Origin of the sequence: Friedmanniella luteola (assembly GCF_900105065.1) — a bacterium.
In the GTDB taxonomy this organism is placed as follows: Bacteria; Actinomycetota; Actinomycetes; order Propionibacteriales; family Propionibacteriaceae; genus Microlunatus; species Microlunatus luteolus.
The window spans coordinates 965,587-978,230 of record NZ_LT629749.1; the positions used below are offsets into that span (position 1 = coordinate 965,587).

11 protein-coding genes and 1 other RNA gene are annotated in these 12,644 nt (G+C 74.9%); 7 read left to right on the plus strand and 5 right to left on the minus strand.

Annotation, left to right across the window (positions count from 1 at the left end):
* Nucleotides 1-34: 34 nt before the first annotated feature.
* An RNA gene (gene rnpB / locus BLT72_RS04550) (RNase P RNA component class A) lies at nt 35-420 on the minus strand.
* 107 nt (nt 421-527) lie between these two features.
* Nucleotides 528-1,376 (minus strand): type I methionyl aminopeptidase, encoded by an 849-nt coding sequence (gene map, locus BLT72_RS04555; protein WP_231930329.1) that lies wholly within the window; start codon nt 1,374-1,376, stop codon nt 528-530.
* A gap of 29 nt (nt 1,377-1,405) precedes the next feature.
* Between map and BLT72_RS04560 the strand changes: the two genes are divergently transcribed.
* Nucleotides 1,406-1,591, plus strand: coding sequence for a hypothetical protein (locus tag BLT72_RS04560; RefSeq protein WP_091410560.1), 186 nt, complete (start codon nt 1,406-1,408; stop codon nt 1,589-1,591).
* An 88-nt stretch (nt 1,592-1,679) separates the two neighbouring features.
* Here the strand turns inward: BLT72_RS04560 and BLT72_RS04565 are convergent, their stop codons facing one another.
* Nucleotides 1,680-2,069, minus strand: coding sequence for an SRPBCC family protein (locus tag BLT72_RS04565; protein WP_091410562.1), 390 nt, complete (start codon nt 2,067-2,069; stop codon nt 1,680-1,682).
* Between the two features lie 137 nt (nt 2,070-2,206).
* Here BLT72_RS04565 and BLT72_RS04570 point away from each other — a divergent pair, with 137 nt between their 5' ends.
* Both BLT72_RS04570 and BLT72_RS04575 read left to right on the plus strand, forming a co-directional pair.
* Complete coding sequence (locus tag BLT72_RS04570; protein WP_091410564.1) at nt 2,207-2,611, plus strand: hypothetical protein; 405 nt, start codon at nt 2,207-2,209, stop codon at nt 2,609-2,611.
* A 4-nt stretch (nt 2,612-2,615) separates the two neighbouring features.
* Nucleotides 2,616-3,428 carry a transglutaminase-like domain-containing protein gene (locus tag BLT72_RS04575; RefSeq protein WP_091410567.1) on the plus strand — a complete coding sequence of 271 codons (813 nt, stop codon included), beginning with the start codon at nt 2,616-2,618 and terminating at the stop codon, nt 3,426-3,428.
* 141 nt (nt 3,429-3,569) lie between these two features.
* Here the strand turns inward: BLT72_RS04575 and BLT72_RS04580 are convergent, their stop codons facing one another.
* Complete coding sequence (locus BLT72_RS04580; RefSeq protein WP_091410571.1) at nt 3,570-5,618, minus strand: NAD(+) synthase; 2,049 nt, start codon at nt 5,616-5,618, stop codon at nt 3,570-3,572.
* A gap of 76 nt (nt 5,619-5,694) precedes the next feature.
* Here BLT72_RS04580 and BLT72_RS04585 point away from each other — a divergent pair, with 76 nt between their 5' ends.
* Both BLT72_RS04585 and BLT72_RS04590 read left to right on the plus strand, forming a co-directional pair.
* A complete protein-coding gene (locus tag BLT72_RS04585) occupies nt 5,695-6,489 on the plus strand; it encodes a carbon-nitrogen hydrolase family protein (protein WP_091410574.1) in 795 nt (264 codons plus the stop codon).
* Between the two features lie 52 nt (nt 6,490-6,541).
* Nucleotides 6,542-7,879, plus strand: a complete 1,338-nt coding sequence (locus tag BLT72_RS04590; RefSeq protein ID WP_091410576.1) for a glutamine synthetase family protein — start codon at nt 6,542-6,544, stop codon at nt 7,877-7,879.
* Nucleotides 7,880-7,899: 20 nt separating this feature from the next.
* Here BLT72_RS04590 and BLT72_RS22475 read toward each other — a convergent pair whose 3' ends face one another.
* Complete coding sequence (locus BLT72_RS22475) at nt 7,900-8,646, minus strand: sterol carrier family protein (RefSeq protein WP_197677201.1); 747 nt, start codon at nt 8,644-8,646, stop codon at nt 7,900-7,902.
* A 120-nt stretch (nt 8,647-8,766) separates the two neighbouring features.
* On the opposite strand from BLT72_RS22475, the gene BLT72_RS04600 reads away from it, so the two are divergent.
* Nucleotides 8,767-9,591 (plus strand): MBL fold metallo-hydrolase, encoded by an 825-nt coding sequence (locus tag BLT72_RS04600; protein ID WP_091410578.1) that lies wholly within the window; start codon nt 8,767-8,769, stop codon nt 9,589-9,591.
* Between the two features lie 58 nt (nt 9,592-9,649).
* A complete protein-coding gene (locus BLT72_RS04605) occupies nt 9,650-12,631 on the plus strand; it encodes a bifunctional [glutamine synthetase] adenylyltransferase/[glutamine synthetase]-adenylyl-L-tyrosine phosphorylase (protein ID WP_091410581.1) in 2,982 nt (993 codons plus the stop codon).
* The last annotated feature ends 13 nt before the right edge of the window (nt 12,632-12,644 follow it).

Sequence of the window (12,644 nt, forward strand, 5' to 3'; positions counted from 1 at the left end):
GCCGGTGCCGCGGCCCCGAGCCGGCCGTGGTGGAGGGACGAGTCGGTCGGTAAGCCGGATTCTGTCCCGACCACGAGGGCCGGGGACGGTCATCCATCTGCGACCGCTGTCACCAGCGGCCTGGTGCGACCTACCCGGAGACTCGGGCGAGCAGCCCTCGAACGCCTCCGCAGGCACGCGAGCGTGCCCTTCTTGGTCTTGCTCCCGGTGGGGTTTGCCGAGCCGCCCCAGTCACCTGGGGCGCTGGTGGTCTCTTACACCGCCGTTTCACCCTTACCCGCACGTCGCCGCGCGGGCGGTCTGTTCTCTGTGGCACTGTCCCGCGGGTCACCCCGGGTGGGCGTTACCCACCACCGTGCTCTGTGGAGTCCGGACTTTCCTCGACGCCGTCGCCGGCGCCGCAACCGTCTGACCGACTCGTCCGCGCGCCACTCTAACGGAGTTGTCCGCGCCGGTGGTCGCCCGGGCCGCCACCGACGCTGACAGGTCGGCGGGCGAGGGGGCCAGGGCGAGGGCAGGGGGCGTGGTCAGGGGAGGGTCAGCACCTCGGCGCCCGTGCTCGTGACCACCAGGCTGTGCTCGAACTGGGCGCAGCGGCTGCCGTCGGCGGTCAGCACCGTCCAGCCGTCGTCCCACATGAACCACTCCGACGTGCCCAGCGTCAGCATGGGCTCGATGGTGAAGGTCATGCCCGGCGCCATCACCGTGTCGTGCCGGGGCTCGTCGACGTGCGGGATGACCAGCCCGGAGTGGAACGCCGTGTGCACGCCGTGGCCCGTGTAGTCGCGGACGACGCCGTAGCCGAACCGCTTCGCGTAGCTCTCGATGACGCGGCCGATGACGTTGACCCGACGGCCGGGGCGGACGGCGGCGACGGCGCGGCGCAGGGCCTCCTGGGTGCGCTCGGCGAGCAGCCGGGACGCCTCGTCCACCGAGCCGCAGCCGAAGGTGACGCAGCTGTCGCCGTGCACGCCGTCGACGAAGGCGGTGATGTCGATCTTGACCAGGTCGCCGTCCTCGAGCGGCCGGGCGTCCGGGATGCCGTGGCAGATCACCTCGTTGACCGAGGTGCAGGAGGACTTGGGGAACCCGCGGTAGCCGAGCGTCGACGGGTAGGCGCCGTGGTCGAGCAGGTAGGTGTGGGCCACCGCGTCGAGGGCGTCGGTGGTGACCCCCGGGGCGATCGCCGCGCCGGCGGCCTGGATCGCGCCGGCGGCGATCCGGCCGGCCACCCGCATCCTCTCCACGGTCTCGGCCGACTGGACGTCGGGGCCGTCGTAGGGCCGGGGAGCGGGACGCCCCACGTAGTCGGGGCGGCGGATGGAGCGCGGGACCGCACGCGGCGGGGAGACGGGGGCGGGCAGGACGGGACTCACGCAGGCCAGGCTAGTTGTACGGTCTGACCATGGCTGACGGGCAGTGGTGGTACGACCTCAAGACGAAGTCGGCGGTGCAGGACGCCCGGGCGGGCAAGATCGCCGACCGGCTCGGGCCCTACGCCTCCCGCGAGGAGGCCGAGCAGGCCCTCGACAAGGTGGCCGAGCGCAACGAGGCCTTCGACAACGACCCCCGCTGGAAGGACGACGACTGACGCCGGCCGGGCACGCGTGCCGGCGGACCGCACCCCGGAGCCGGTCCGGGTGGCCGGTCCCCAGCACTCACCGGCCCGCCGCGCCGGCTCAGCGCGCGACGAGCTTCTGCAGGGCCCACCAGGCCAGCGGGGCGTAGGCCGTCACCACGGCGGCCGGTCCCTGGATCACCAGGCCGGTCGCCGAGCCGCCGCCGGGCACGGCGCGCACGTCGTGGTGCAGGTCCAGCTGCAGCGGGCCGAGCCGCACCAGCCAGCTCCAGCGGCGGGCGACCACGTCGACGTCGGTGATCGTGAACCGCAGCCGGAGGCCGCCCAGCGCGTGCACCGTCCCGGTCACCCCGCGGGCGATCCGCTCCGCGTCGGCGTCCACCCGCACGATCTGCGGGGACCAGGTCGGCCAGCGCGCGATCTCGGCGTAGCGCTCCCAGGCGGTCCCGACCGCGGCCGGCCCCTCCGCCGTCAGCCGGCGCACGGCCATCGGTTCCTCCTGCTGTCGAGGTCAGCGCCGCGTCCGCGCGGCGTAGCCCCCGGCGGGGCGTGACCGGCACATCGTAAACTCCCCTGAGGCGCCGACGGAGTGCGTCGACCGCAGTCCACGGGAGCGAGGAGAGACGCATGAAGATCGTCAAGATCAGGACCCTGCTGGTGGCCGCCATCGCTGGTGGCACCGGGTACGTGCTGGGCACTAAGGCCGGCCAGACCCGCTACGCCGAGCTGAAGGTGCAGGCCGACAAGCTGCGCGCCCAGGCCGACCGGCTGGCCCGCAGCCCGCAGGTCCGCGAGACCGTGGCGAACGTCGCCGACAAGGTCCGGGAGAGCGCGGAGAAGCTGCCCGACCCGATCGCCGACGCCGTCAACAAGGTGGCGGACTCCGCCACCGAGGCCACCAGCGCCAGCGACGGCCCCACGTCCCCGTCCCCGACGACGGTCGCCCCGGCCACCGCCGCGCCGGACCCCGACGCCCTCGAGGGCGACGACCCGGTCAGCGGGATCGGCGGCCCGCCCCGTCCCGTCGTCTGACCCGGTGACCACCCGCACCCTGCAGATCGGCTGCGAGTTCGTCCACCAGTCGCGCTACGACGTGCCCTCGGTGTTCCAGGTGGAGCCGCTGGGTGACCAGCAGGCCGAGCTGGTCGAGTCCGCGTGGTCGGGCGACCCCGAGCTGCGCAGCACCACCTACACGGACCTGTACGGCAACCTGTGCCGCCGGCTCGTCATCCCGGCGGGCCGGTCGGTGATCCGCTACGACGCCACGATGATCGTCCCCGACGACACCGAGGAGGCCGACGAGGAGGCTCCGGAGCTCGCTCCGGAGAAGCTTCCCGACGACGTGCTGATCTACACCCTCCCCAGCCGGTACGCACTGCCCGACGTGCTGGGCAAGGAGGCGTGGAACCGCTTCGGCGGCCTGGACCCGGGCTACACCCGGGTGCAGGCGATCTGCGACTACGTCAACAGCCACCTCACGTTCCAGTACGGCGCGAGCGACGCCCGCACCACGGCCGCCGACGTGCACGCGTCCGGCTACGGCGTCTGCCGCGACTTCACCCACCTGGCGGTGTCGCTGTGCCGGGCGCTGAACATCCCGGCCCGGTACGTCTTCGGCTACCTCCCGCAGATCGAGGTGCCACCGCTGGACGCGCCGATGGACTTCGCGGCCTGGATGGAGGTCTACCTCGGCGACCGCTGGTGGACCTTCGACCCCCGCAACAACCAGCGGCGCAAGGGCCGGGTGCTGATCGGCCGCGGCCGTGACGCCGGGGACGTGGCCATGGCGACGACCTTCGGCTCGCCCTACCTGGAGAGCATGACCGTCATCGCCCAGGACGAGCGCTAGCGGCGCGGGCGTCGAGGGGCGGGCGCCCGCCCTCGCCCGGAGGAGGCGGGACGGGACACGCTCGTCGTCCCGCCCCGCCGACGAAGGCGGGGGCCACCCGTCCCGCACACGCGTGCGCGGCTCCACGACACCGTGCGGGGGTCACCGGGGCACGTTGCGCGCCAGCTCCTCCAGCCAGATCGTCGCGTTGCCGTCCGACGGTGCCCGCCACTCGCTGCGGGGGGACAGCGAGCCGCCCGCCACCACCTTCGGGCCGTTCGGCAGGGCCGACCGCTTGAACTGGCTGAAGCCGAAGAAGCGGCGCAGGAACACCTCGAGCCAGTGCCGGATGATCGGCAGGTCGAACTCCTTGCGGGAGTCGAGGTCGAAGCCGGGCGGCCAGTCGCCCCGGTCGGCGTGCTCCCACGCGTGCAGGGCCAGGAAGGCGATCCGGCTGGGCGGGAACCCGTAGCGCAGGACGTGGAACAGGGTGAAGTCCTGCAGCGCGTAGGGCCCCACCACGTCCTCGGTGCTCTGGGGTCGCTCGCCCGCGGCGACCGGCACCAGCTCCGGCGAGATCTCCTGGTCGAGGATCACCCGCAGCACCGCGCTGGTCCCCTCGTCGAACTGGCCCGTGCCGATCACCCACCGGATCAGGTGCTGGATCAGCGTCTTCGGCACGCCGGCGTTGACGCCGTAGTGCGACATCTGGTCCCCGACCCCGTAGGTGCACCAGCCGAGCGCCAGCTCCGACAGGTCGCCGGTGCCCAGCACGATCCCGCCGCGCTGGTTGGCCAGCCGGAACAGGTAGTCGGTGCGCAGCCCGGCCTGCACGTTCTCGAACGTGACGTCGTACACCGGCTCGCCGCCGGCGAACGGGTGGTCCATGTCGGCCAGCAGCTGCCGGGCGGCCGGGCGGATGTCCAGCTCGGCGAACGTCGTGCCGACGGCCTCGGCCAGCCGGGTCGCGCTGTCCTTGGTGCCCGCGCTGGTCGCGAAGCCCGGCATGGTGAAGGCCAGGATGTCGCTGCGCGGCCGGCCCAGCCGGTCCATCGCCTTGGCCGCCACGATCAGCGCGTGGGTGGAGTCCAGGCCGCCCGAGACGCCGATGACGATCTTGGGCTGGCCGATCGCCGTGAGCCGCTGCTCCAGGGCCGAGACCTGGATGTTGTACGCCTCGTAGCAGTCCTGGGCCAGCTGCGCCGGGTCGTCGGGCACGAAGGGGTAGCGGTCGACGCGGCGCCGGAGCCCGATGTCGCGCCGCGGCGGGTCGAGCGTGAAGGGCACGGTCCGGAACGGCCGTCCGCCGGTGCGCTCCTGCCAGCTGCGGCGGTTGTCGTCGAACGTCCCCATCCGCAGCCGCTCCTGCCGCAGCCGCAGCAGGTCGACGTCGGCGACGCTGCGGCGGGGGCCGTCCGGGAACCGCTCCGTCTCGGCCAGCAGCTGGCCGAGCTCGTAGACCATCGTCTGGCCGTCCCAGGACAGGTCGGTGCTGGACTCGCCCGCGCCGGCGGCCGCGTAGACGTAGGCCGCCAGGCAGCGGGCTGACTGCGAGCGGACCAGCAGCCGCCGGTCGTCGGCCCGGCCGACGGTGATCGGGCTGCTGGAGAGGTTGAGCAGCACGGTCGCCCCCGCCAGCGACGCCTCGGTGCTGGGGGGCAGCGGCACCCACAGGTCCTCGCAGACCTCGACGTGGACCACGAGGCCGGGCACGTCGGTGGCGGCGAACAGCAGGTCCGGGCCCAGCGGGACCTCCTGGCCGGCCACGGTGACGACGGCGCCCGACCGGTCGTCGCCGGCGGCGAAGTGGCGGCGCTCGTAGAACTCTCGGTAGGTCGGCAGGTAGGACTTGGGGGCGACCCCGAGCACGGTCCCGCGGTGGACGACGACCGCCGCGTTCAGCAGCCGGTGGCCGTGCCGCAGCGGCGCGCCGACCACGACGACGGTGCGCAGGTCGGCGGTCCCGGCCACGAGGTCGGCCAGGGCCGCGTCGACCTGGTCCAGCAGCAGCTCCTGCAGCAGCAGGTCCTCGATCGAGTAGCCGCTGAGGGTCAGCTCCGGGAACACCGCCACGCCGACGCCCTCGGCCTCGCAGGCCCGGACCTGCTCGAGGACGGAGGCCGCGTTGGCGCGCGGGTCGGCGAGGATGACCGGTGCCGTGCAGGCCGCGATCCGGACGAAGCCCTGGTCGTACACGGAGTGGAAGTCCACGGAGGCAGTCTGCCGCACGGGCGCCGCGCTCCGGTCGGGCCGCCCCGGGGGCGTGCCGGAGCGGCAGGATGGGGCCATGCGCATCGCTCTCGCCCAGATCGTCAGCGGTCCCGACCCGGCCGCGAACCTCGCGCAGCTGACCCGCCGGACGCGGGAGGCCGCCGGCGCGGGGGCGGAGCTCGTGCTGTTCCCGGAGGCGACGATGCGCGCCTTCGGCGGGGGCGACCTGGCCGCGGTGGCCGAGCCGCTCGACGGGCCGTGGGCCTCGGCGGTGCGCGAGGCCGCCACGGAGGCGGGCGTCGTGGTCGCGGCCGGGATGTTCACCCCGGCCGGCGGCGGCCGGGTCACCAACACGTTGCTGGTGACCGGCCCGGGCGTCGAGGCGTCCTACACCAAGATCCACCTCTTCGACGCCTTCGGCTTCGCGGAGTCCGACACCGTCGCCGCGGGCGAGGAGCCGCTGGTCGTCGAGGTCGCGGGGGTCGGCGTCGGCTTCACCACGTGCTACGACGTCCGGTTCCCGGGCCTGTACACGACGCTGGCCGAGCGCGGCGCCACGGTGGTGGCGGTCTGCGCCTCCTGGGGGGCCGGCCCGGGAAAGGTGGAGCAGTGGGAGCTGCTGGTGCGCGCGCGCGCCCTGGACGCCACGGTGTTCGTCGCCGCCTGCGGCCAGGCCGACCCGTCGACGACCGGGGTGGCGCCGGCCGGCAGCGCGCCGACGGGCGTCGGTCACAGCCTCGTCGTGGGACCCACCGGGACGGTGCTGGCGGGGCTGGGCGCCGAGCCCGGGCTGCTCCTGGCCGACGTCGACCCGGCCGAGCTGGCGGCGGTCCGGCAGGCCCTGCCGGTGCTGGCGAACCGGCGGTTCTGAACACGCCGAGGGCGTAACGCGAGCGTTACGGGGGGACGGGCACACTGAGCCCGTGGACAAGCAGACCGAGTTCGTCTTGAGGGCCATCGAGGAGCGGGACGTCCGCTTCGTCCGGATGTGGTTCACCGACGTGCTCGGGTTCCTCAAGTCGGTGGCCATCGCGCCGGCCGAGCTCGAGGGCGCCTTCGCGGAGGGGATGGGTTTCGACGGCTCGGCGATCGAGGGCTTCGCCCGGGTCTACGAGTCCGACATGGTGGCCCACCCCGACCCCGCCACGTTCCAGGTGCTGCCCTGGCGCGACACCAGCCCGGCCACCGCGCGGATGTTCTGCGACATCTCGATGCCGGACGGCTCGCCGTCCTACGCCGACCCGCGCTACGTCCTCAAGCGTGCGCTGAAGAAGGCCGCCGACCTCGGCTTCACCTTCTACACCCACCCCGAGGTGGAGTTCTTCCTCTTCAAGGACCCGCTGGAGCCCGACCAGCCGCCGGTCCCGGTCGACCAGTCCGGCTACTTCGACCACACCCCGCAGAGCCTGGGCAGCGACTTCCGCCGCAAGGCGATCACCATGCTGGAGCAGATGGGCATCTCGGTGGAGTTCTCCCACCACGAGGGCGGCCCCGGCCAGCAGGAGATCGACCTGCGCTACGCCGACGCCCTGTCCACCGCGGACAACCTGATGACCTTCCGCGTGGTGGTCAAGGAGGTGGCGCTCTCCCAGGGCATCCACGCCTCGTTCATGCCGAAGCCGTTCACCGAGCACCCCGGCTCCGGCATGCACACGCACATGTCCCTGTTCGAGGGCGACAACAACGCCTTCTACGACGCCGGGGCCGAGCACCACCTGTCCAAGATCGCCCGCTACTTCATCGCCGGCCTGCTGCGGCACGCCGGTGAGATCACCGCGGTCACCAACCAGTGGGTCAACTCCTACAAGCGGCTGGCGGGCGGCGGCGAGGCGCCCAGCTACATCTGCTGGGGGCGCAACAACCGCTCCGCGCTGGTCCGGGTGCCGATGTACAAGCCCAACAAGGGCTCCTCCGCCCGGGTCGAGCTGCGCTCCATCGACTCCGCCGCCAACCCCTACCTGGCCTTCGCGCTGATGCTCAACGCCGGCCTGGCCGGCATCGAGGGCGAGTACGAGCTCCCCGAGGGGGCCGAGGACGACGTCTGGTCGCTGACCGAGCGGGAGCGTCAGGCCCTCGGCATCGAGCCTCTGCCGCGCAACCTCGACGAGGCCATCCGGGCCATGGAGCGTTCCGAGCTGGTCGCGGAGACCCTCGGCGAGCACGTCTTCGACTTCTTCCTGCGCAACAAGCGCGCCGAGTTCGAGGAGTACCGCCGCCAGGTCACCCCGATGGAGCTGCGCCGGCTGCTGCCCGTCCTCTGACGGCAGGCCCGCCGGGCGGGTCAGCCCCGCCGCAGCAGCGGGAGCACCGGGGTGAGGTCGGCGCGCAGCCCGCTGGCGGCGACCCGGCCCGACGCCACCGCCTGCGGCCAGGGCGTTCGGCCGACGGCCAGCCGCAGGAAGGTGACGGCGTCGGTCTCGACCACGTTGGGCGGGGTCCCCCGGGTGTGCCGCGGACCCGGGTCGCCGATGGCGCACTGCACCGCGGCGAACGGCGGCACCCGCACCTCCACCGACCGGCCCGGGTGCCGGTCCGCCAGCACGGCGACCAGGGCCCGGCTGGCCCGGGCCAGCGCGCCACGCCCCAGCGCGACCAGCGGCGGGTCCGGGTGCGAGCGGTTCAGGTCGTCGGCGGCCAGCACCTGGGCGACCAGCTGCACGGCGAGGGCGTCGTCGAGGGTGGCCGGACCCGCCGCCGTGCGGACGACGGCGCTGCCCGGCAGGCCGTCGGGACCCAGGGCGCTCGCCACCTCGTCGGCGTGGGCGGCCAGCTCCTCGACGGCCTCCTCGACCGTCGTCGACGGGTGGTCGGGGGCCACCGCGGCGAGGGTGAGCAGGGCGGGCAGCGGCTGCGGCCGCTCGGCGACCGGGGTGGCCAGGGTCGCCCGCAGCCCGCGCTGCAGGGCGACCAGCCGGCCGGCCACCTCGTCGGCGTCCGCGGTGCCCCCGGCCAGCCCGCGCAGGGCGTCCAGGACGGTCGCCGCCTGCTCCAGCAGCGCGTCGGCGGGCCGCTGTCGCAGCGATGCCATCAGTTGACCTCCGGCGGCGACGCTACCAAGCGTGCGGAGGTGGTCACCTGGCACCCGGGTCGCTAGGCTCGCCGGGACTCGGGGTCGCGCTGGGAGAGGGACGTCCATGGCGGCACCGCGGTGAGGCTCACGATCCTGGGCGGGGGGACCGCCTGGCCGACGCCGGCACGCGCCTGCGGTGGCTACCTGGTGGAGCACGGCGGCACCACCGTCCTGCTCGACCCGGGGCACGGCGTGCTGGTCCAGCTGCTGGCCCTCGACCCGGTGCCCCGGCTGGACGCGGTGGTGGTGAGCCACGGCCACCTCGACCACTGCGCCGACCTGCCCGCCCTGCTCGGCTGGCACGCCGGCCGCCCCGGCGCCGACGCGCTCCCGGTGCTCGCCCCGGCCCACGCGCTGGACGACGTGCTGGCCGCCGGCCGCAGCGCGGTGGTGCGCCGGGCCGCCGACGTCGTCCGGCTGGGCGACGGCGACACCGTCGAGCTCGGGCCGCTGACCCTGGAGGCCGCGCTGCTGCCGCACCAGGTGCCGACCGCCGGGCTGCGGATCTCCGCCGCAGGGCACGTGCTGGCCTGCACCGGCGACTCGGGTCCGTGCCAGGAGCGGGTGACGCTGGCCAAGGGGGCGGACGTGCTGCTCGCCGAGGCCACCTGGGCCGACCGGGTGCCCGCCGCCCAGGCCTGGTTCCTGTCCAGCGCGCGGCAGGCGGCCCGGCTGGGCCTCGCGGCGGAGGTGGGCCACACCGTCCTCACCCACGCCCACCCCGACCAGGCCCCCGCGGCCCTGCTGGCAGCGGCCCGGTCCGAGGGCGCCGCCTCGGTGCTGGCGGCGTCCCCGGGCCTGGGCCTGGAGCTGGGGTCGGCCGCCCCCGCCTGGGCGCGGCGGGCCAACCGGGACCCGGTGCAGGCTGTCCCGGCCCCGGTGCCGCCCCGCCGGGCCCGCTGAGCGCGGCCGCCCTCGGGGCCGGCCGCGCAGCCCGGTGCCCGGTCAGGGCGTCAGTACCATGCGAGCCATGACGCGGCTGCAGACCACCCAGGGCACGCTGGCGCGCCGTGGCTTCCTCGACGCGGCCGCCGCCCTCGAGGCCCTGGAGGGCTGGCGCGCCGACCAGGAGGTCGTGCTGGACCTCGTCGTGCGCAGCGCCGACCCCGACCTGGCCCTGGCGGGTCTGAGCCGGCTCTACGAGCAGCAGCCCGACCTGCCCGACCGACTGGTCGCCGCACCCGGGCTCGCCCGGCACCTGGTCACGGTGCTGGGGGCCAGCGCCTCGCTGGGCCAGCACCTCCGGGCCCACCCCGAGCACCTCGACCTGCTGGACGACCAGCTGGACAAGGCCGCTCCGGGGGCCCTCCGGCGCACCCTCCTCGAGGCCACCGGCGCCGACCCCGACGCCGCTGCGCCGGTGGCCGTCGAGCTGACCGGCGACCCGCTCCGGACCGCCTACCGGGGCGCCCTGCTCCGGATCGCCGCCCGGGACCTGTGCGCGCCGGAGCCGATCGAGATGGTCGACGACGTCGCCGACGAGCTGTCCGACCTCGCCGACGCCACCCTGGAGGCCGCGCTCTCGATCGCCCGCGCCAAGGTCGGCGCGCAGGCCCTGCTCACCCGGCTGGCCGTCGTCGGGCTGGGCAAGTGCGGGGCCCAGGAGCTCAACTACGTCAGCGACGTCGACGTGCTGTTCGTGGCCGAGCCCGTGCTGGGGGCGGACGGCGAGCCGCTGCTGAGCGGGGACGCCGCGGTCACCACCGGGACCCGGATGGCCGCCGAGCTCAGCCGGATCTGCTCGGCCCACACGGCGGCGGGGACGATCTGGGAGGTCGACGCCGCCCTCCGCCCGGAGGGCCGCGCCGGCCAGCTGGTCCGCCGGCTGGCCAGCCACCAGGCCTACTACGAGCGCTGGGCCAAGACCTGGGAGTTCCAGGCGATGCTGAAGGCCCGCGCCTGCGCCGGGGACCTGGCGCTGGGCCAGGACTTCGTCGACATGGTGGCGCCGATGGTCTGGCAGGCCGCGGAGCGGGAGAACTTCGTCAGCGACGCCCAGGCCATGCGCAAGCGGGTCGTCGCCCACATCCCGGCCCGCGAGCAGGGCCGGGAGCTGAAGCTGGGGGAGGGCGGGCTCCGCGACGTCGAGTTCTCCGTCCAGCTGCTCCAGCTGGTGCACGGCCGGGTCGACGAGCGGCTGCGCACCCGCGCCACCCTGCCGGCGCTCCGGGCGCTGGTCGACAACGGCTACGTCGGCCGCGAGGACGGCAAGGGCTTCGGCCTGGCCTACCGCTTCCTGCGGACGCTCGAGCACCGGATCCAGCTGTTCCACCTGCGCCGCACCCACGTGCTGCCCGACAGCGAGGCCGACCTCCGCCGGCTGGGCCGGTCGCTCGGCTACGGCGACCCCGTCGAGCAGCTGCTGAGCACCTGGCGGCACGTCTCCGGCCGGGTGCGCCGGCTGCACCAGCGGCTGTTCTACTCCCCGCTGCTGGACGTGGTCGCCCGGATCCCCAGCCCGGAGCTCCGGCTGACCACCGGGGCGGCGGTCGACCGCCTCAAGGCGCTCGGCTACGCCGACCCGGTGGCGGCGCTGCGGCACATCGGCGCGCTCGGCCAGGGGGTGTCGCGGCAGGCGGAGATCCAGCGCCAGCTGCTGCCCGCCATGCTCGGCTGGTTCGCGGAGGCGCCCAGCCCCGACGCCGGCCTGCTCGCGTTCCGCCAGGTCTCGGAGGCGCTCGGCACCACCCCGTGGTACCTGCGGGCGCTCCGCGACGAGGGGGCGATGGCGGAGCGGCTGGCGCGCATCCTCGCGTCGAGCCGCTTCGCGGTCTCGCTGCTGACCCGGGCGCCGCAGACGGTGCAGATGCTGGCCGGGGAGCAGGAGCTGCGGCCCCGGCCGCTGGCCGACCTGGCCGGCGAGATGCGGGCGGCCGCGGGCCGGCAGAGCAGCACCGAGGCGGCCATCGAGGCGATCCGGGCCATCCGCCGCCGGGAGCTGTTCCGCGTCGCGGCGGCCGACCTGCTGGGCCAGCTGGACGTGCTGGGGGTCGGTGAGGCGATCAGCGACCTGGCGTCGGCGACCATCGACGCCGCCCTGGCCGTGGTCCGCTCCAGGGCGTCCGACCCGTCCGCGGTGCCGCCGATCGCGGTCATCGCGATGGGCCGGTGGGGCGGGCACGAGATGTCCTACGCCTCCGACTGCGACGCCATGTTCGTGATGGGCGACGTCGTGCCCGGCGGGGCCGGCGACCCGACCCGGGCCGCGGCCGCGGTGATCAGCGAGATGCGCCGGCTGCTGGCCCGGCCCGGCGCCGACCCGGCGCTCGCCGTCGACGCGGACCTGCGTCCGGAGGGCAAGGGCGGGGCGCTGATCCGCTCGTTGACCGCCTACCGCAACTACTACGGCCGGTGGTCCTCCACCTGGGAGCTGCAGGCCCTCGTCCGGGCGGACGCGCTGGCCGGCGCGGCCGACGTGGGCGCCGACCTGCTGGCCGAGATCGACGCCCGCCGCTGGCCCGAGGGCGGCCTGACCGGCGCCCAGCTGTCGGAGATCCGCAAGCTCAAGGCGCGGGTGGAGGCCGAGCGGCTGCCCCGCGGCGCCGACCCCGCCAAGCACACCAAGCTGGGGCCCGGGGGGCTGGCCGACGTCGAGTGGACGGTCCAGCTGCTGCAGCTGCAGCACGCCCACGCGGTGCCGGCGCTGCGCTCGTCGCGGACGATCACCGCGCTCCGGGCGGCCCGCGACGCCGAGCTGGTCGACCCGACCGACGCGGGCCACCTCGAGGCGGCCTGGCTGTTCGCGAGCCGGATCCGCAACCAGATCATGCTGGTCCGCGGGCGCGGCTCCGACTCCCTGCCCGCCGACAACCGGGAGCTGGCCGCCCTGGCCGAGCTGCTGGGCTACGGCCCGGGGGAGTCGTCGCACCTGCTGGCCGACTACCGCCGGATCACCCGCCGGGCCAGCGGCGTCGTCGACCGGGTCTTCTGGGGCCTGGACTAGGAGCCGTCCGCGC

Coding starts and splice junctions, on each gene's coding strand:
- BLT72_RS04560 (WP_091410560.1), top strand. CDS start 1,406: ATGGCTGACGGGCAGTGGTGGTACGACCTCAAGACGAAGTCGGCGGTG.
- BLT72_RS04565 (WP_091410562.1), bottom strand. CDS start 2,069: ATGGCCGTGCGCCGGCTGACGGCGGAGGGGCCGGCCGCGGTCGGGACC.
- BLT72_RS04570 (WP_091410564.1), top strand. CDS start 2,207: ATGAAGATCGTCAAGATCAGGACCCTGCTGGTGGCCGCCATCGCTGGT.
- BLT72_RS04585 (WP_091410574.1), top strand. CDS start 5,695: ATGCGCATCGCTCTCGCCCAGATCGTCAGCGGTCCCGACCCGGCCGCG.
- BLT72_RS22475 (WP_197677201.1), bottom strand. CDS start 8,646: ATGGCATCGCTGCGACAGCGGCCCGCCGACGCGCTGCTGGAGCAGGCG.
- BLT72_RS04605 (WP_091410581.1), top strand. CDS start 9,650: ATGCGAGCCATGACGCGGCTGCAGACCACCCAGGGCACGCTGGCGCGC.